This window comes from Nocardioides sp. Soil796 (genome assembly GCF_001429525.1).
Taxonomy (GTDB): Bacteria; Actinomycetota; Actinomycetes; order Propionibacteriales; family Nocardioidaceae; genus Nocardioides.
The window spans coordinates 199,364-217,262 of record NZ_LMSQ01000022.1 but is presented as its reverse complement, the minus strand read 5'-3'; the positions used below and the strand labels follow the sequence as shown (position 1 = coordinate 217,262).

Annotated in this window: 21 protein-coding genes and 1 tRNA gene; 13 read left to right on the top strand and 9 right to left on the bottom strand. The window is 69.1% G+C overall.

Annotated elements, in window-relative coordinates:
* Positions 1-213: 213 nt before the first annotated feature.
* The 3 genes from ASH02_RS24900 to ASH02_RS24895 all read left to right on the top strand — a co-directional run bounded on the left by ASH02_RS24900 (position 214) and on the right by ASH02_RS24895 (position 1,055).
* Positions 214-525, top strand: coding sequence for a WhiB family transcriptional regulator (locus tag ASH02_RS24900; protein WP_056687327.1), 312 nt, complete (start codon positions 214-216; stop codon positions 523-525).
* Between the two features lie 71 nt (positions 526-596).
* Entirely contained in the window at positions 597-749 is a 153-nt protein-coding gene (locus tag ASH02_RS25815) for a hypothetical protein (protein WP_235532657.1), read from the top strand.
* Positions 750-893: 144 nt separating this feature from the next.
* A complete protein-coding gene (locus ASH02_RS24895) occupies positions 894-1,055 on the top strand; it encodes a hypothetical protein (RefSeq protein WP_200959247.1) in 162 nt (53 codons plus the stop codon).
* A gap of 10 nt (positions 1,056-1,065) precedes the next feature.
* Here ASH02_RS24895 and ASH02_RS24890 read toward each other — a convergent pair whose 3' ends face one another.
* Both ASH02_RS24890 and ASH02_RS26765 read right to left on the bottom strand, forming a co-directional pair.
* The gene (locus ASH02_RS24890; RefSeq protein WP_056889780.1) at positions 1,066-1,998 is read right to left on the bottom strand and encodes a hypothetical protein; all 933 of its coding nucleotides are present in this window, start codon (positions 1,996-1,998) and stop codon (positions 1,066-1,068) included.
* Positions 1,999-2,154: 156 nt separating this feature from the next.
* Positions 2,155-2,313, bottom strand: a complete 159-nt coding sequence (locus ASH02_RS26765; protein WP_168618186.1) for a DUF5679 domain-containing protein — start codon at positions 2,311-2,313, stop codon at positions 2,155-2,157.
* Positions 2,314-2,503: 190 nt separating this feature from the next.
* Here ASH02_RS26765 and ASH02_RS24885 point away from each other — a divergent pair, with 190 nt between their 5' ends.
* The 3 genes from ASH02_RS24885 (at position 2,504) to ASH02_RS24875 (ending at position 5,229) form a co-directional block, all read left to right on the top strand.
* Positions 2,504-3,307 (top strand): enoyl-CoA hydratase/isomerase family protein, encoded by an 804-nt coding sequence (locus ASH02_RS24885; RefSeq protein WP_057295699.1) that lies wholly within the window; start codon positions 2,504-2,506, stop codon positions 3,305-3,307.
* Between the two features lie 343 nt (positions 3,308-3,650).
* The gene (locus tag ASH02_RS24880; RefSeq protein WP_082621022.1) at positions 3,651-4,685 is read left to right on the top strand and encodes a PHP domain-containing protein; all 1,035 of its coding nucleotides are present in this window, start codon (positions 3,651-3,653) and stop codon (positions 4,683-4,685) included.
* Positions 4,686-4,695: 10 nt separating this feature from the next.
* Positions 4,696-5,229, top strand: coding sequence for a M48 metallopeptidase family protein (locus ASH02_RS24875; protein ID WP_057295748.1), 534 nt, complete (start codon positions 4,696-4,698; stop codon positions 5,227-5,229).
* Between the two features lie 18 nt (positions 5,230-5,247).
* On the opposite strand, the gene ASH02_RS24870 is transcribed toward ASH02_RS24875, so the two are convergent.
* Positions 5,248-5,799 carry an NUDIX hydrolase gene (locus ASH02_RS24870; protein WP_057295697.1) on the bottom strand — a complete coding sequence of 184 codons (552 nt, stop codon included), beginning with the start codon at positions 5,797-5,799 and terminating at the stop codon, positions 5,248-5,250.
* A complete protein-coding gene (locus ASH02_RS24865; RefSeq protein ID WP_056687310.1) occupies positions 5,796-7,115 on the bottom strand; it encodes a zinc-dependent metalloprotease in 1,320 nt (439 codons plus the stop codon). The genes ASH02_RS24870 and ASH02_RS24865 overlap by 4 nt, the downstream gene beginning before the upstream one ends.
* 55 nt (positions 7,116-7,170) lie before the next feature.
* Between ASH02_RS24865 and ASH02_RS24860 the strand changes: the two genes are divergently transcribed.
* The 6 genes from ASH02_RS24860 (at position 7,171) to ASH02_RS24835 (ending at position 12,836) form a co-directional block, all read left to right on the top strand.
* Positions 7,171-7,608, top strand: a complete 438-nt coding sequence (locus ASH02_RS24860) for a molybdenum cofactor biosynthesis protein MoaE (RefSeq protein ID WP_056687308.1) — start codon at positions 7,171-7,173, stop codon at positions 7,606-7,608.
* A 61-nt stretch (positions 7,609-7,669) separates the two neighbouring features.
* Positions 7,670-7,921, top strand: coding sequence for a hypothetical protein (locus ASH02_RS24855; RefSeq protein ID WP_056687305.1), 252 nt, complete (start codon positions 7,670-7,672; stop codon positions 7,919-7,921).
* Positions 7,922-8,154: 233 nt separating this feature from the next.
* On the top strand, positions 8,155-9,207 hold the full coding sequence (locus ASH02_RS24850; RefSeq protein ID WP_057295696.1) for a YlbL family protein: 1,053 nt from the start codon (positions 8,155-8,157) through the stop codon (positions 9,205-9,207).
* A complete protein-coding gene (locus ASH02_RS24845) occupies positions 9,204-9,767 on the top strand; it encodes a PPA1309 family protein (RefSeq protein WP_235539118.1) in 564 nt (187 codons plus the stop codon). The genes ASH02_RS24850 and ASH02_RS24845 overlap by 4 nt, the downstream gene beginning before the upstream one ends.
* Entirely contained in the window at positions 9,764-12,715 is a 2,952-nt protein-coding gene (locus ASH02_RS24840; RefSeq protein WP_057295695.1) for a UPF0182 family membrane protein, read from the top strand. Before ASH02_RS24845 ends, ASH02_RS24840 begins: the two co-directional genes overlap by 4 nt.
* Before the next feature lie 47 nt (positions 12,716-12,762).
* Positions 12,763-12,836, top strand: a tRNA-Met gene (locus ASH02_RS24835).
* Positions 12,837-12,913: 77 nt separating this feature from the next.
* On the opposite strand, the gene ASH02_RS24830 is transcribed toward ASH02_RS24835, so the two are convergent.
* From ASH02_RS24830 to ASH02_RS24815, 4 genes are all read right to left on the bottom strand, one after another.
* Positions 12,914-13,291: a site-specific integrase gene (locus ASH02_RS24830; protein WP_056687296.1), complete on the bottom strand. Its 378-nt coding sequence runs from the start codon at positions 13,289-13,291 to the stop codon at positions 12,914-12,916.
* A gap of 33 nt (positions 13,292-13,324) precedes the next feature.
* Positions 13,325-14,062: a hypothetical protein gene (locus ASH02_RS24825; RefSeq protein ID WP_056687293.1), complete on the bottom strand. Its 738-nt coding sequence runs from the start codon at positions 14,060-14,062 to the stop codon at positions 13,325-13,327.
* 552 nt (positions 14,063-14,614) lie between these two features.
* Positions 14,615-14,776, bottom strand: a complete 162-nt coding sequence (locus tag ASH02_RS26760) for a hypothetical protein (protein WP_200951218.1) — start codon at positions 14,774-14,776, stop codon at positions 14,615-14,617.
* Positions 14,777-14,793: 17 nt separating this feature from the next.
* Positions 14,794-15,459: a TetR/AcrR family transcriptional regulator gene (locus ASH02_RS24815; protein ID WP_056687290.1), complete on the bottom strand. Its 666-nt coding sequence runs from the start codon at positions 15,457-15,459 to the stop codon at positions 14,794-14,796.
* A 119-nt stretch (positions 15,460-15,578) separates the two neighbouring features.
* Here ASH02_RS24815 and ASH02_RS24810 point away from each other — a divergent pair, with 119 nt between their 5' ends.
* Positions 15,579-17,018 carry an MFS transporter gene (locus ASH02_RS24810; protein WP_082564087.1) on the top strand — a complete coding sequence of 480 codons (1,440 nt, stop codon included), beginning with the start codon at positions 15,579-15,581 and terminating at the stop codon, positions 17,016-17,018.
* 48 nt (positions 17,019-17,066) lie between these two features.
* Here the strand turns inward: ASH02_RS24810 and ASH02_RS24805 are convergent, their stop codons facing one another.
* On the bottom strand, positions 17,067-17,843 hold the full coding sequence (locus tag ASH02_RS24805; RefSeq protein ID WP_056687284.1) for an SDR family NAD(P)-dependent oxidoreductase: 777 nt from the start codon (positions 17,841-17,843) through the stop codon (positions 17,067-17,069).
* Between the last annotated feature and the right edge of the window lie 56 nt (positions 17,844-17,899).

The window sequence follows — 17,899 nt, the reverse complement described above, 5'->3', positions numbered from 1 at the left end:
TGTTCCGGCCCGCAAGCACATCGCTCTCTTCACGGGAGCCACCCCGGGAACCCTTGTCTGGAGTCCACCGCCCTGTTGAGTTGACACTCAACTTGGCAGCCTCCAGGCCGCGGAACCCGACAACCGGGATCCGCGGCCCTTTTGTTTCTCCACCACTTTCGGTGGAGGGCCCGGATCAACACACACGATCAGGTCTCAGAGGAGGTGACACACATGACCATCAGCGAACTCAAGCCGCCCGCCGAGCCGACCCTCGGTGAGCTGCATGCCGCGGCCGACACCGTCGACGACGAACTGCTGCCCTGCCGGGCCAACAGCCCGGAGCTGTTCTTCGCCGAGTCACCCACCGACGTGGAGTACGCCAAGGCCCTGTGCACGGACTGCCCGGTCCAGGCACTTTGTCTCGCCGGCGCCCTCGAGCGGCGCGAGCCCTGGGGCGTTTGGGGCGGTGAGCTCTTCCTCCAAGGAGTAGTGATCCCCCGCAAGCGGCCGCGCGGCCGTCCCCGCAAGACCGACGCCGCGTGACGCGGCCCGCACCAGAAAGTCGACACCCAGCCATGACCACACACACGAACTGGAGCAACACCATGAATCTCATGCATGAAGAACTGGCACGCGAACAAATGTCCGCGCGCCTGGGAGAGGCGCACCGCACCCATCAGGGCCGGCAGGCTGCTCTCGCCCGCCGCCTGAGCCGTCGGGCCGAGCGCGCTGCCGCAGAGGCGCGTCTCGCACTCGGACGCCTCTGATCAAGCAGTCGAGCCGGCGTTCGTTGACCACCATGGTCAGCGGACGCCGGCTCGGCGCATTTGGGATACTCCCTGACGTTTCCGCCCTCGCGCGGGGCCGAAACGTCAGGGAGTATCGCGGATGGCGGCGTAGGGTCGGTGGACGTGACGACCTGTGACTTCTGCGGTCGAGTGGCCGAGACCGACCCGATGCCGTTGACCTGGACCACCGCCGTCGAGAACGGCCGGCGGCGTACGTTCTGCGACACCTGCTCGCGCGAGCACCTGCGTGCCATGGAGGGCAAGCTCGACAGCGAGTGGTGGTGACGAGCAAGGATCACCCGGCCGCGATGCTCCGGCCCCACCCGCACCCGCAGGCCGGGTGCTGGCGCCACGGAGTGCGTGGCAGCTCGAGGTGCGGGTCGAAGGTGACGGTGGTTCCCCAGCTGAGCGGGCGTCGGCCGTCGACCCAGTTCAGCAGGTCGCGGGCCGCCCACAGGATCGCCATCTCGAAGAGATCGTGGTGGATCGGCTCGGGGAGGGCGTCGGTGCCGACGGCCGGGTCGGCGTACTGCGCGAGGATCAGCGGCCTCCGCGGGTCGTGATCGGCGTGGTGTGCGTCGATGCAGCGCAGGCACGCGGTCTGGCCCGGTACGACGAACGGGCCCACGCGCACCACGCCCTCGCTGGTGCTGACCACCAGGTGCGGCACATCGCCGCGGATCCACTCGTCGACACCGGAGCGGAGCGGCTCCCCGCGGGCCACGAGCACCGCGGCGTCGACCGGGCCCGGGGCCGGGTGCGTGGTGGTCTGTACCCCGCCGGTGCGTAGCAGCTCGACCAGCCGGCGGCCGGCGCGACGGCTGCCCTGGTCGGCCACCTGGACCACGGTCGCCCGTCGACGATCGAGCAGGTCGGGGCCCTCGGGTCCCGTGTCGCTGAGGTACGCCGAGAGCGACTCCCTGTCCTCGGGGGCCTCCGCCGAGCCGAGGGCGTGGAGGAACGGGTCGGCGTCGAGCACCAGCGACTTGGCCAGCAGGTCGGTGCAGAAGCGCATCACCGCGGGGGAGAGGCCGGCGACCGGTCCGGGCGGGACGCCGTTGCGCAGGTCGGCCAGCACGCCCCGGATCTCCTCGGTGTCGGGTGCAGTCACCGCCAGGTGAGCGACCAGACCGACCTGGAGGCGGCCGTCCTCGCGCCGGCAGACGCGCACCCCCGGTCGCAGCAGGGGCCGGGCCGGGAAGCCGGGGTGACGATGCGCGCGAGACATGGCAGGCACTCTCACACAGGTGGGCGACGCCCCGCCGACGTCATCCACAGGTCGATGGGATCCACGGGCCGAGAAGCACCACGGACCCCGAAAATGCAGGCAGCGGCGACGCCCCGTGAGGGACGACGCCGCTGCGACTGCTCGTGGGGCGGGTTCTTACGCCTTGCCGAGGATTCGGTTGAGGTTGGTGCCACATTCGGGGCAAACGGCCTTCGCCATCCGCGTGCCCTTGTCGTTGACCTTGACCTCACCCGAGGCCTCACGCTTGGCCTTGCACTTCACGCAGTAGAACTCGCCGCTCCAGGTCTCCGCCATGACGGCCTCCTTGCCTAATTGATTCTCGGTCGTCGCGACGGGGGGATCGGGGAAGCCCGCCGGGGTTCCCACGCAGGGCATGTGAACCGTCCAAAACCCTACTTCACGCCTGAAGTCCCGCGCGGGAGGCGCCCCGTAGCGCTCAACAGCGGGTTTTTTGGACGTTTCCCGCGACGGCTAGTCTGCGGCCATGTCCGAGAACGCAGACCTGACCTTCCTCCGCCTCACACGGCCCAGCCCCGGCGTCGCCCTGATCACCCTCGACGACCCGGCCCGCCGCAACGTGATGTCGGACGAGATGACCGCATCGTGGGTGCACGCGATCGATGGCCTCGCCGCCGACCCCGACCTGCGGGCCGTGGTGGTGACCGGTGCCGGTACGTCGTTCTGCTCCGGCGGCGACATCGGCTGGATCGCCAGCGAGCCGGACGCCACCGTCGACCACCTGCGCCATCGGATGATTGCGTTCTACCGGGCGTGGTTGTCGATCCGGAGGCTGGAGGTGCCCACCATCGCGGCGATCAACGGGCACGCCATCGGCGCCGGGCTCTGCATGCCGCTGGCCTGCGACATCCGGTACGCCGCGGCCGGCGCCAAGGTCGGTGCCCCGTTCGTCAAGCTGGGCATGCACCCCGGCATGGCGGCGACGTACCTCTTCCCGGACGTCGTCGGAGCCGCGGCCGCGCGGGACCTGTTGCTGACCGGCCGGATCGTCGGCGCCGAGGAGGCGCTCGGTCTGGGCCTGGTCTCGCGGGTGATTCCCGACGACGGCTTCCTCGACGAGGTGCTGCGTACGGCGGCCCAGGTCGCGGCCACCGCACCCGTGGCGAGTCGCTACACGAAACTGGCACTGGCCGGCGCAGGACATCCCGACATCGAGGCGGCCCTCCAGTGGGAGGCACTGGCCCAGCCGGTCACGCTGGCCACCGCCGACCTGCAGGAGGGAATCGCCGCGGCCAAGGAGAAGCGCGACCCGACGTTCACCGGCCGCTGACCTCGGACGGGCAGCACCCGAAATGGGAGAAGAGGCCCCTGGCCGGCAGTCCCACACGTGCCTTCCCCTTGCGAGTGTGGAGTTGCCCCGCCGAAACGGTGGACCGGGGGCCTCATCTGGCGTTGACGCTAGGGGCACGCGGGTGTGCGGTCAATGCCTGGCGCGGCACGGGTTCCGACAGCCTGTGGAGAACCCTGTGGACAAGATGTGGATTCCGGCCCTGCCGCTGTGGAACGGTGGGGGACGGGGCTGTGGACGACGCACGTCGGGAACCCCGGCACACCGCCGCTGAGCAGGGACGATGCTTCTCCACCACCTGTGGAGAGAAGAAATGAGGACGAGAATGACCGGCGAGCAGCTCACCCCCGTCGCCGCACTGCGCCGCATCGCCTTCCTGCTGGAGCGAGCCCGCGAGGACACCTACAAGGTCAAGGCCTTCCGCAGCGCCGCAGCCACGATCCTGCCGCTCTCCGACGACGAGCTGGCCGGACATGTCACCGCCGGGACCCTCACCGACCTTCCCGGCATCGGCGCCAGCTCGGCGCGGGTGATCACCGATGCGTGGCACGGTGAGGTGCCCGTGCGCCTCGCCGTCCTCGAGGAGGAGCACGCCGGACCCCTGGCTCCCGGAGGTCGTGAGCTCCGGGCGGCGCTGCGCGGCGACCTGCACACCCACTCCGACTGGTCGGACGGCGGATCACCGATCGAGGAGATGGCGTTCACCGCGATCGAGCTCGGCCACGACTACCTGGTGCTGACCGACCACTCGCCGCGGCTCAAGGTGGCCCGCGGGCTCAGCGCCGAGCGGCTGGCCCGGCAGCTCGGTGTGGTCGACGCGGTCAACGAGCACCTGGGCGGATCGGGCTTCCGGCTGTTGAAGGGCATCGAGGTCGACATCCTCGACGACGGGTCGCTCGACCAGACCGACGAGATGCTGGCCAGGCTCGACCTGCGGGTGGCCAGCGTGCACTCCAAGCTGGCCATGGACGCCGACGCGATGACCCGGCGCATGGTGGCCGCCGTCGCCCAGCCGTTCACCAACGTGCTCGGGCACTGCACCGGGCGGCTGGTCACCGGCAACCGCGGCGTCCGCCCCGGCTCGAAGTTCGACGCCCGCAAGGTCTTCGAGGCCTGTGTGGAGAACGACGTGGCCGTCGAGATCAACTCGCGACCCGAGCGACGCGACCCGCCGACCAAGCTGCTCGAACTGGCCCGCGACATCGGGTGCCTCTTCTCCATCGACAGCGACGCCCACGCCCCGGGCCAGCTGGACATGCTCGACTACGGCTGCGAGCGCGCGGAACAGGCCGGCATCGATCCGGAGCGCATCGTCAACACGTGGCCCGCGGAGCGCCTCCTGAGCTGGGCGAGCCGATAACGTGATCGTCATGGGGGATCCAGAGATCGAGGTCCGGCGCTCCAAGCGTCGGCGTCGCACCGTGTCGGCCTACCGCGACGGCGAGAAGGTCGTCGTACTCATCCCTGCCTCCATGACCCGGGCCCAGGAGGCCGAGTGGGTCGAGACGATGGTGGCCCGCCTCGACCGCCAGGAGAAGCGCAAGCGCCCCTCCGACGCCCAGCTGTCCAAGCGGGCCGAGGACCTCTCGGCGCGCTACCTAGGGGGTCTCGCCCGGCCCGACTCGGTGCGCTGGGTGGAGAACCAGAACGCGCGCTGGGGCTCCTGCACGCCGGGGGACCGGTCGATCCGGTTGTCGACCCGGCTCCAGGGCATGCCCGCGTGGGTGGTCGACTACGTGTTGATCCACGAGCTGGCGCACCTCATCGAGCACGGCCACGACGAGAAGTTCTGGGGCTGGGTCGCCCACTACCCGAAGGCGGAGCGGGCGCAGGGCTTCCTGCTCGGCTACTCCGCCGCCGCACAGATGGAGCCGCCGCCCAGCTCCGGCGACGTCGTCGAGTGACCTGCCGGGAATGGACGCTCAGCCCAGCACCCGCGCCCGGGCCAGGGCGACCAGGCGGTGCATGTCGTCCTCGAGCCCGTCGGGGAGTGCGTCGACCGGCCACCACCGCACGTCGAGGGACTCCTCACTCGCGGCGTGACCGACCCCCGCCGGCGCGACCGCGACGTACCGCACGTCGAGGTGGGCAACCGTGCCGCGCGGGTCGCAGAACGGCACTGCGTGCTCGTCGAGCATCACCGGCACCGGGTCGAAGTCGAGCCGGGGAAGGCCCGACTCCTCGAGGGCCTCGCGGTGCGCGACCCCGGCCAGGGTCTGGTCGATGGCCTCACAGTGGCCACCGAAGGCGAACCAGCGCTTCGCCTTGCCGTGCAGGTTGAGCAGCACCTCGGTGCCGTCAGCGGAGAGGACGAGTGCGCCGGCGGTGAGGTGGTCGGGGAAGCACTCCCGTGCCATGCCGTCGGGGTGCTGCGCCAAGTGGTGCAGGAACCTGCGGCGGTGGCGCTCCTGGTGATCGTCGAGCGCCGTCCAGCCGCCGAGCACGCGCTCGGCGTCGGCGTGCAGCCGGCTCACTCCTTGGGGTCGTCGGCACCGGGCTCGCCGCTGGCGTCGCCCTCCGTGCCCTCGTCGAGCAGCTTGGCCAGCTCGGCGTCGAAGTCGTCGCCGGACGGCGTCAGCGGCTCGGCCACCTCTTCGCGGAAGCCCAGCGGGTCATCGAGGTCGGCGGCCGTGGGCAGCAGGTCGGGGTGCAGCCACACCGAGTCACGGCCGTCGGTGCCGTGTCGGGAACGCAGCGAACCCCACAGGGTGGACGCATCGCGGAGGCGACGCGGACGCAGCTCCAGGCCCACGAGGGCGGCGAAGGTGTCCTCGGCCGGACCACCCGCGGCGCGGCGGCGGCGTACGGCCTCCTGCATCTTCGACGCGGTCGGCATGCGCTCGGCGGTGGCCTGGCCCACGACCTCGTCGACCCAGCCTTCGACCAGGGCGAGCGTGGTCTCGAGGCGCAGCAGGGCGGCCTCCTGGGCGGGCGTCTTCCTGGGCTCGAACAGGCCGCCCTCGAGGGCTTCCTGGATGCCGGTCGGGTCGGTGGGGTTGAGGTTGCGCATCTGCTCCTCGATGCCCTCGGTGTCGATCGCGATGCCGCGCCCGTAGTCGGCCACGGCCGAGATCAGGTGCTCACGCAGCCACGGCACGTGGGCGAAGAGCCGCTGGTGGGCGGCCTCGCGCAACGCGAGATAGAGGCGTACGTCGTCGGCCGGCACGTTCAGCCCTTCGGCGAAGGCCTCGATGTTGAGTGGCACGAGGGCAGCGCGTCCCGGAGGCCCGAGGGGGAGCCCGATGTCGGAGGCGGTCAGCACCTCGCTGGCCAGGCCACCGAGGGCGGCACCGACCTGGCTGCCGAACATGGCGCCGCCGAACTTGCCGAGCATGCCCATCAGCGGGCCGGCCATCTCGCGGGCCTCCGTCGGGAGGGCGTTGCCCATGGCGGCCACGACGTGCTCGGCGACCGGGTCGACCAGCACCTTCCACACCTCGCGGGTCGACTCGACCCACTCGGCGCGGCTCCACGCGGCGGTCGACTGCACGCCCGAGGGGAACTCGCACGCCTCGTCGAGCCAGTGGTCGGCCAGCCGGACGGCGTCGGCGACCGCGTCGCTCTCGCGCTGGGAGGGCGTCGGATCGGGGTTCTCGGCCACGGCCCGCCGGGCGATGTCGCCGGCGAGGGTCCAGTTCACCGAGCCCTCGTGGGGCGCCATCATCGCCTGCATCTGGTTCATCAGTCCGGCCAGGTCAGGCATGCCGGACATGCCGCCCGCGCCGAAGAATTGCTCGAACGGCGTGCCCTTGAAGGGGTTCTCGGGCTGGTCGCCGGGGTCGTCAGTCATGCCTCCAAACTACTCGGTCGCTGGTGGCTGCCAAGGGCCCACTAGTGTTTGGACCATGGCTTCTGCTGAGGGCGAACGCGTGCGCCTCGTTGCACTGCGCGAAGAAGCGCTCGACGTCGACGAGGTGCTGGCCAGCATCGAGGACGACGCGGCGGGTGGGCTCAACCTCTTCGTCGGTCGGGTCCGTGACCACGACGGGGGCCGGGGCGTGACCCGCCTGGAGTACGCCGCACACCCGAGCGCCCTCGACCGGCTGCGCGAGGTCTGTGCCGCCGTGGCCGCCGAGCACGACGTGATCGCGGTCTCCGCGGTGCACCGCATCGGGTCCCTGGCGATCGGTGATGCCGCAGTCATCGTGGCTGCGGCCTCCGCTCACCGCGACTCGGCGTACGTCGCCTCGCGGGCGCTGATCGACCAGCTCAAGGCCGAGGTGCCGATCTGGAAGCACCAGGTCTTCACCGACGGCGACCAGGAGTGGGTCGGTTCCCCGTAGAAAGGTCCGCGGTCGCTCGTGCCTTCTGGGATCATCCGCATGCGCGTGCGAGAGTTGGGGTGTGGAGATCTTGTGGTGGCTGGCACCCCCGGCAGTGGTGACGGTGCTCGCGATGCTCTGGGTGAACTGGCTCGGTCGCGAGGGTCGCGGTGAGGTCGACCGCGACGTCGCGGTGGAGCGTCTCGCCCGCGCCCTGCACAAGGACCACCCCGCGCTGACCCGGCCCGGACCGGCCTCGACCCGGCCTCGCGATCGCAGCACCGGGATCGCGGTTCGCCCCTCGGGCAGCCGGGACGACCGCCGTTCGGCCTAGGAGTGGCCAGCATCCTTCGGGCGTCACGCCCTGGGAGACTGCTGAACAATCATGGCCTACTGCGCGCCGCCCGGCGCGCACACTGGCTGCGTTCTCGTCGGTCAACGCGGCGCTGCCGCGCCTTCCCTCCTCCGCCTTGCCATCGCACGCACCAGACGACGCTCGCGACGGCCGAATCGTTCAGCACCCTCCTCGCGGCGAGCGCATTTCGCGCGGATGAGAAGGTTGGCGGCATGACCCGGCGCACGCTCGCGATCGCGATCTCCGTCCCCCTGATGGTGGCGTTGTGGCTGACCGCGGCCATCGTGCCCGTGCCCTACGTGACCTTCACCCCGGGCGTGAGCGTCGACATGCTCTCCGAGGCCGGTGGCCAGGAGCGCATCCAGGTCAACGGGCACAAGGCGTTCTACGACGACGGCGAGCTGCGGATGACCACCGTGTCGGTGACCCGCGCGGGCGACTCGGTCAGCGTGTTCACCGCGATCCAGGCCTGGCTCAGTGGCGACAACGCGGTGCAGCCCTACTCCGCCGTCTACGACGAGGACGAGACCAGCGAGTCGAACCAGCAGGAGTCGGCGTACATGATGACGACCTCGCAGGACGACGCGATCGCCGCGTCCCTGCGGGAGATGGGCTACACGATCAAGCCGGCCGTCGAGGTCTACACCGTCGAGAAGGGCCTCCCGGCCGAGGGCAAGCTTCAGGTGCGCGACCGGATCCTGTCCGTCGACGGCACCAGGATCAGCGACCCGGCCAAGGTGGGGGAGCTGATCAACCAGCACAAGGCCGATGAGCCGGTGAAGTTCGTGGTGCTCCGCGACCGCAAGAAGGTCAGCGTCGACATCACCCCGGTGAAGGACGACGGCCGGCTGCGGATCGGGATCCTGCCCAACGCCGGCTACACGTTCCCGTTCGACGTGTCGATCAACATCGACCCCAAGATCGGCGGACCGAGCGCCGGGCTGATGTTCTCCCTGGCGATCTACGACACCCTGACTCCCGGCTCGTTGACCGGTGGGCACCACATCGCCGGCACCGGCACGATCACGGCCGACGGCGAGGTCGGTCCGATCGGCGGCATCCAGCAGAAGATCCCGGCCGTGCGTGACGCGGGGGCGCAGGTGTTCCTGGTGCCGTCCGACAACTGTGAAGAGGCGTTGGGCGCCGAGCGCGGCGACGTACAGCTGATTCGCGTGAAGACCCTCAAGGACGCGATCGCGTCGATCAAGACGTGGGTCGCAGACCCCGATGCCGACCTGCCCTCGTGCGAGAAGGAGTCCAAGTGAGCGAGATCGACGGCGAGCTTCCCGACCCGGCCCTGGCCGCGGCCGTGCTCGAGATCGAGTCGCATGCCGCCGTCGACGGGTGGGACCAGAAGTCCCGCCTCTACGCGCTCGTCGAGACCGCCGTGCTGGTCGAGAAGGAGCCGGCCCTCGCGGCGGCGATGGGGCTCGACGAGTCGAGCGCCGAAGGATCCTTCACCCCGATCGAGCAGGAGGTCGACGCGGGCACGCCGTTCGAGACCGTGCTCTCCTCGATCGTGTGGCCCGACACCGTGCACGGCTGCGCCGCCGTCGTGGAGCGGCTGGTCCTCCCACCGAGCGCGGACGGCCAGATCCCCGACGACGCGGCCGAGGCCCAGGCCTTCGCGGCCGAGCACCCCGATCGCCAGGAGGTGCGCATCGTCGCCGGCGTCACCCGGGCCGGCGCGACGTACTGCGCCCTGCGACTGCGCGCACACGACGACGACCAGTCGGTCGTCGGCGGCAATGAACTTGTCCCTGAGCTGGTGGAGTTGTTGCGGGCGACCCTCGAGGTCGACCCCGACGAGGAGATGCGGTCATGAGCGACATGTACGACGACGGCGACGAAGAGACCCGCACCGAGGAGCCGCGCCGGCCCTCGCGGGCACGGGCGCTGTGGATCACCCTGGCAGTGGTGATCGCGCTGTTCCTGGCGTTCACCGGCTTCACCGCGTTCTGGACCGAGCGCCTCTGGTTCAGCTCCACCGGTTACAGCTCGGTCTTCACCACGCTCGTGCGCACCCGCATCGGGCTCTTCCTGGTCTTCGGACTGGTGATGGCTCTCGCCGTCGGGATCAACCTCGGTGCCGCGTTCAGGTACCGCCCCATCTTCCGCCCCGCCTCGCCCGAGCAGGTCAGCCTCGACCGCTACCGCGAGGCGATCAGCCCGATCCGCACGTTGCTGCTGGTCGGCGTCTCCCTGGCCATCGGGGCCTTCGCCGGCGCCACCGCCTCCGGCAAGTGGCGCGAGTACATGCTCTGGCGCAACGGCGGCTCCTTCGGCAAGGAGGACCCCTACTTCCACAAGGACATCGGGTTCTACATCTTCGACCTGCCGTGGCTGCACTTCGTCGTCGACTTCACCATGGCCGTCCTCGTGGTGACGCTGCTCGGTGCCGCGGTGGTGCACTACCTCTACGGCGGCATCCGGCTGCAGTCCGCGCAGGACCGTTTCTCCGGGCCGGCCGCTGCCCAGCTCTCGCTGTTGCTCGGCCTGTTCGTCCTGGTCAAGGGCCTTGACTACTACCTCGACCGCTTTGACCTGCTCAACGAGTCCGGGTCGCTGATGACCGGCATCGGGTACGCCGACGACCATGCGGTGCTGCCGGCGAAGAACATCCTGATGTTCATCGCCCTGATCTGCGCGGTGCTGTTCTTCGCCAACGTCGTACGACGCACGTGGTTGCTGCCGACGGTGGGCATCAGCCTCCTGGCGCTCTCCGCGATCCTGCTCGGCCTGATCTGGCCCGGCATCGTGCAGCAGTTCCAGGTCTCGCCCTCGCAGGCGCAGAAGGAAGAGCCCTACATCCAGAAGAACATCGACGCCACGCGAGCGGCGTACGACCTGGAGGACGTGGCGGTCGAGGACTTCAAGGGCGAGACCGACCTGAGCCCGGCCCAGCAGGCGGCCGAGCTGGCCAACACCAAGGAGATCCGCCTCCTCGACCCGGCTCTGGTGCGTGCCACGTTCGAGCAGCTGCAGCAGGAGAAGGGCTACTACACGGTGGCCGATGTCCTCGACGTCGACCGCTACAAGATCGGCGGGCAGACGCGCGACGTCGTCATCGGTGTGCGCGAGCTCAACCAGGACGGCCTGCCCGACGACGCCAAGAACTGGTCCAACCTGCACACGGTCTACACCCACGGGTACGGCGTGATCGCGGCGTTCGGCAACCAGCGTGGCATCGACAACGACACGCAGTCCACCGGTGACAAGCCGGAGTGGGTGGAGCAGTCACTGCCGCCGACGGGTGAGCTGTCGAAGATGGCACCCGGCGGTTATCGCGGCGCGATCTACTACGGCGAGAAGAGCCCCGAGTACTCCATCGTCGGCAAGGCCGGCGACGACTCCGAGGACGTCGAGCTCAACCTGCCCGACGACTCCGAGACCGGTGGCGCGCGCAACACCTACGACGGAAAGGGTGGTGTGAAGGTCAACAACACGTTCCGCAAGGTGATGTACGCGTGGAAGTTCGGTGAGCCCAACATCGTGCTCTCCGGCCGGGTCAACAAGAACTCCAAGATCCTCTACGACCGTGACCCGCGAAAGATGGTCGAGAAGGTCGCGCCCTGGCTGACCGTGGACGCCGACCCGTTCCCGGCCGTGGTGGACGGCAAGGTCGTGTGGCTGCTCGACGGCTACACGACGACCGACCAGTACCCCCAGTCCGAGCGCGGTTCCTTCGAGGACATGACCAGTGACTCCCTCGACGACGGCAATGAGTTCCGCACGTTGCCGACCGACGAGATCAACTACATGCGCAACGCGGTCAAGGCGGTCGTCGACGCCTACGACGGCACCGTGACGCTCTACGCCTGGGACGAGGAGGACCCGCTGCTGGAGGCGTGGCGCAAGGCGTTCCCCGGCACGGTCAAGGACCGCGACGAGATCCCGGCCGACCTGCTCGAGCACATGCGCTACCCCGAGGACCTCTTCAAGGTCCAGCGCTACCAGCTCGGCGCCTACCACGTCGAGGATGCCGACACCTTCTACGAGGGCAAGGCCCGCTGGGTGGTTCCGGAGGACCCGAACTCGCAGGGCAACCTGCAGCCGCCGTACCGCCTCTCGGTGCGTACGCCGGGCCGCGGCGAGGACCCGACGTTCTCGTTGACGTCGGCCTACGTGCCCAACGGCCGGCAGAACCTGGCCGCGTTCGTGTCCGTCGGCAGCGACGCGTCGCTCGATTCCTACGGCAAGATCCAGGTCCTCGAACTGCCGAGCGGCAAGGCTGTCGACGGACCCGGCCTGGCCGCCAACCGCTTCGGCTCCAACGACGAGATCCAGCGCCAGCTCGAGGCGCTGACCCGCAACTCGAACGTGCGGATCCTCAATGGCAACCTGCTCACATTGCCCGTCGGCGAGAGTCTGCTCTACGTGCAACCGGTCTACGCCGTGCGCCAGGGAACCAGCACCGCCAACTACCCGGTGCTGCGCCAGGTGCTGGTGTCCTTCGGGGAGAAGACCGCGATCGGGCAGACCGTCGCCGAGGCGGTGGCGAAGGTGCTCGACGTCGAGCTCGACGCGGATCCGACCCCGGGAACAGGAGACCCGGGGCAACCCACTGGCACCGTCGACGAACAGATCCGTGAGCTGCTCACCGACGCCGACCAGGAGTTCAAGGACGCCAACGCGGCCCTGGCCGACGGCAACCTGCAGAAGTACGCCGCGGCGACGAAGCGGGCCGAGGAACTGGTGGCAGAAGCGCTGGAACTCTCCGACCAGAGCGCGTCGGAGCAGGAGCAGAAGACCGAGAAGAAGGCCGACGAGTAGCCGATTTTGAATCTGCTCATGCCCTCGCGTAAGGTTCTGTTCACCGGCGCGGGGTGGAGCAGCTCGGTAGCTCGCTGGGCTCATAACCCAGAGGTCGCAGGTTCAAATCCTGCCCCCGCTACAAGAAACAGGGCCTGACCTGCGGAAACGCAGATCAGGCCCTGTTGCTATTTCGAGTGGTTCCCCATTTATTCCCCACTAAACGGCGCAAAGTGTGGCCTTGACCGTCGGCAGCACCATGACTGCAGCCGCTCGAGTCGGCTGCGTCTTCCGGCCCAGATAGCCAGCGGTGACGTTGGTATCCGCGTGGCCCAACTGGTTGGCAATCTCGGCAAGCGCACAACCGTGCGCGTCCATCCATGAGGCCACGGTGCGCCGGAAGGTGTGCGTTCCTGCCCACTGGACACCTGCAGCCGCGAACACGCGGCGCAGTGCCTTTGAGACATTGTTCCGGTCCCTCGGCTGTCCGGCCTTGGTGGCGAAGTAGGTCACACCGAACACGAGACCAGTCGCGCCGTGCGCCTCGGCGCGCAGGCGCAGGCGCTCCGTGAGGTCAGTAGGCCCTTCCTTTCCCATCAGGTCAAAGGCGTCTATGGCGGGGTGCGGCGTCTACCTGCGCGCGATTCCCCGTTTGATTGTGCGGACCTGCATGAGTCTGCGGTTCTTCCATGCCTGAGCCTTCGGAAACCGCTGCCGCTTCGGCTTGGCGCTTGGTTTGGGTGGCTTGGTGTCGGTCCTGGTCCACCGCTGGCCTGCTGAGTCAGTGAAACTTACGGTGACGAATTTGTGTCGGCCCACATCACGGAGGGCCACGGGTGCCACGACCCGAAACACGCGCGTCTCACCGGGCTTGATCGCTCGCGCAATCTCCCAGTTTGGGCGCCCGGTCCACTGCCGCGGCTCAGCGGGTTCGGTCGCTTCGTCACTGGCCGGGCGAAGGGGTTTCATGCCGTGAAGTTCGATACGCACGTGCCCAATCGGCTCGGCGCTGTTGTTGATGACCTCCACTCGATGGATGGTCAACTCTCGCGTGGTCACAGACACTCGCTGACCGTCGATCTCTTGCCCTTCAAAGTCTGCAGCAGAGTCGCCGACAATCTTCGCCTTGGTGCCCAGCCACTTGGCTCCCATGTCACCGGCGATCGCGCCCTTCTGCTTGCCCACATGCTTCCCAACTTCGGCCCACACGAGTCGAGCCTGGGCGATCTTTCGGTCATCGGTGGATTCGAAGTAGGCGCGGCGGACCGTGTGCACGTTGAGAACGGTGTAGCCACCCGCGACCAGTGCAATGCACGCGGTGACCCATGCGGGGTCCAGCCAGCGGAGGAAGTCACCCAACCAATGCATGACTCAGAGGCTAGGTCGCCAGGGGCGGCGATGTGTGCACGACGCGGCGCATCCTCATGTCCGGCCGCTGATGAGGGTTGCTCATCGTGTTCAAGCGCCGTGGGCTGGGCGCCGAGGCATTCCCCACTTACTCCCCACCAACGTGGGGAATGACGGTGATCGCGGATGATCGGGTCAGGCGTTGCGCGGGCTGAAAACGTGCCTTGACCTGCGCAGACATGACCAAGGCAGACTGAGGGTGATGTGGACACGTCGTTCCCCAGAGATCGCAGGTTCAAATCCTGCCCCCGCTACAAAATGTTCAGGCCCGGAATCCTCGGATTCCGGGCCTGAACGCATTTCACATCCACTTGACGCCGTCGTGCTCGTACTCCCGGACCCGGTGCCGGATCATGCGGACGAGAAGCTCGTGAGGAACGCCGCCGCTGTAGGGGAGCTTGACCGAGCCCTTGCCGGTCTAGAACCCGGTCAGCTCGGCGCTGAAGTGCTCGCGCGTGCTTGGTGTGAAGACGACGTTCGCATGCGACGTGTGCGCCGACAGGACGAACATGATCACGCCGTCAGGATGCAGGTACGCCGGGGACCCCACTTCAGTGCCTCCGAGAGCTCTGGAGCAGTTGAGCGCGCCAGGGTGCGCAGGCCGATCATGCGCTCGCGTGCCCGGGGTGGGAGCCCGTCGACGTACTCGTCCAGGGTCGTTGGCTTCTCGGACATCGCTCCCGTCCTTCGCGCTATTCGGTCGCGTCTCGCGATTCGAGTGTGGCAGTGAGATGGGTGAGCTCGTCCAGCGAGTAGGCCGGCCCGTCGAGCCGCGTACGAGGCCCGTCGCTCCGCGCGTCGGCGCGCAGGCCCCGAATGAAGAGCTCGAGGTGTCGTCGGGCCAGGTCGTGCTTCGTCTCGGCCGGGATCGGTCCGGGCAGCGGGCGGGCCACGCGGACCAGCATCATGCCGATGTCGGCGAACGTGAGGTCGCCAGCGAGGTCGCCGTTGTCCTGGGCGGCCCGCACCAAGCGGTCGGTGGCGGCGGCGGAGGACTCGCGGGCGGCGGCCAGCTCCCGTTCGTTGAGGTCGAGGGCATCGAGGACCTGGGGGATCACGGCCGACACCTTCAGCTCCAGTGCGGTGCGCAGGTAGGCAGCGAGGGCCTCGAAGGGCTCGTCGGCGTACTCCTCGGCGGCGGACTCGGCCGCGATTCGCGTCTTCTCGAGAGCGTCGAGCACCACGGCCTTCAGCAGGGCAGGTCGATCGGGAAAGCGTCGGTAGAGGGTGGCGATACCGACTCCGGCTCGCTGGGCGACCTCCTCCAGTGGGGCGCCCGCCCCCTTCTCGGCGACCGTCTCGCGGGCCGCCGACAACAGGAGCTGGAGGTTGCGGCTGGCGTCGGCTCTCATCGGCATGGCCGCAGGTTAGCACTGAAACGGAGAAAAATCCTCCGGAACCGTTGACAGGGCTCCAGTGGCGTGCCAAGAATGTAACGGAGGAAATTCCTCCACTTGATTCTGAGGACGGTACGACCATGACTGCCACCGGAAGGACGTCGCAGACCAGCGCTCCGGGCGCTGGAACATCGCCGGCCACGAGCCGCCGCTGGCAGGCGCTGGTGGTCGTGGCATCGGCCCAGCTGATGGTCGCGCTCGACGCGACCATCGTGAACGTCGCGCTGCCGACCGCGCAGGGCGACCTCGGTTTCGACGACGCGCACCGCGCCTACGTCGTCACCGCCTACACCCTCTCGTTCGCGGGCCTTCTGCTCCTCGGCGGCAAGGCGGCCGACCGGTTCGGTCGCCGCCGAACCCTGATGTCGGGGCTGGTCGGATTCGCGATCAGCTCCGGGCTCGCCGGTGCGGCGCCGACCTTCGGTGTGCTCGTGGCCGGACGCGCCCTGCAGGGAGCCAGTGCCGCCTTCATGGCACCCGCCATCCTGGCCCTGATCGCCTCGACGTTCACCGATCCGCAGGAGCGCGGCAAGGCGTTCGGCGTCTTCGGTGCCGTGGCCAGCAGCGGCGCCGTCGTCGGCCTGATGCTGGGTGGTGCCCTCACCGAGTACGCCGGCTGGCGCTGGTGCCTCTACGTCAACGTCGTGGTCGCGGCGGTGGTGATCGTAGTGGGGCGCCGTGTGCTTCCTGCCGATCGCGGCAACCCGACCCCGCTCGATGTCGTCTCCGGCCTGCTGGCCACCGCCGGTCTTGCGGCGCTGGTGCTCGGGTGCGGCGAGGCCGCCACCCACGGCTGGTCATCGGCGCGGGTGCTGGTCCCCGGCCTGGTCGGTGTCGGCCTGTTGACCTACTTCATCCTGCGCCAGCGTGTGCTGACCGTCCCCCTGCTTCCGCTCTCGATCCTGGCCGACCGTGGCCGCGCCACGGCGTACGTCGCCACGGGGATCAGCGTGGTCGGCACGTTCGGGATGTTCCTGATGCTGACCTACCACTTCCAGGTGGTGCTCCACTGGAGCCCGGTGCGCACGGGCCTGGCCTTCCTGCCGATGAGCCTGGCCGTGGCGACCAGCTCCTACGGCATCGCCACCCGCCTGATGCACCGGGTGTCGCCGCGCACTCTGGTCGCACCGGGCCTGCTGGTCGCGGCGTCCGGACTGGGCCTGCTGACCACGCTCGAGCCCGGCAGCGCCTACCTGACCACCATCCTGCCGGCAGAGATCCTCGTCGGCGCCGGGATCGGCTGCGTCTTCACCCCTGCCATCGCGTTCGCCACCAGCGGGGTCGACCCACGGCTGGCGGGCGTCGCCGGGGCCACCGCCAACACCGCCATGCAGATCGGCAGCAGCCTCGGCACCGCCGTGCTCAACACCATCGCGGTCACCGCCGCCGGCAACTACATCGGTACGCCGACCGAGGCATTGGTCCACGGCTTCGCGGCCGCCACGGCGGCCGCGACCGGAGTGCTTGTCGTCGGTGCGCTGCTGGTGGTGGTCGGCCTGCGACCGCGCCGTACGCCCTGACCGCAGAATCGCCGGGCTTGTAGGCTTCGCCATCGACCGGCGACCGGATCAGACGCGGGGGACCGCCAGCAGTCCGACGATGCCGCCGTCGACCGGCACCGTGATGCCGTTGACGTACGCCGAGTAGTCGCTGGCCAGGAAGCAGGCGACCCTGGCGATGTCCTCGGCCGCACCGAGTCGTCCCGACGGGATCTGCTCGAAGTAGTCCTGGTCCGAGCCCGGTAGCGAGTCGAGCCAGCCGCGGAACCCCGCGGTGTCCATGGAGCCGGGGGAGATGACGTTGGCGCGGATGCCCTGGCCGCCGTACTCGGCCGCGATGCTCTTGGTCAGCGCGATCATCCCCGCCTTGGCAGCGCCGTAGACCGAGAGGCCGCGCACGGCGCCCAGGCCGGCGCCGGACGTGGTGGAGACGATGGTGCCGCCGCCCTGCTCGACCATGATCGGCAGCGCGGCCCGCACACCGAAGAACATCGATCCGAGGTTGAGGTCGACGATGTGGTGGAAGCCCTCGACGGTCACCTCGTGCAGCGGGGCCTGGGGAGACCCGCCGGCATGGTTGAAGAGGACGTCGAGCCGGCCGAAGGTGTCCTTGGCGGTGTGGACCAGCGCCTCGACCTGCTCGTGGGAGGTCACGTCGCACTGCATGGCGATCGCCCGGCCGCCGGCGGCCTCGACCTCGGCGGCCACGGCAGTGACCTTGTCACCGTTCAGGTCGCCGAGGACGACGGTGGCCCCGGCAGCGGCGAACTCGAGGGCGCTGGCGCGCCCGATTCCGTGGCCCGCCGCGGTGATCACGGCGATCTTGTCTGCAAGGGTGATCGTCATGACTGGACTCTAGGGTCGGGCCCCCGGGGCCCGGTGCGTGTCCTGATCACCGGGAC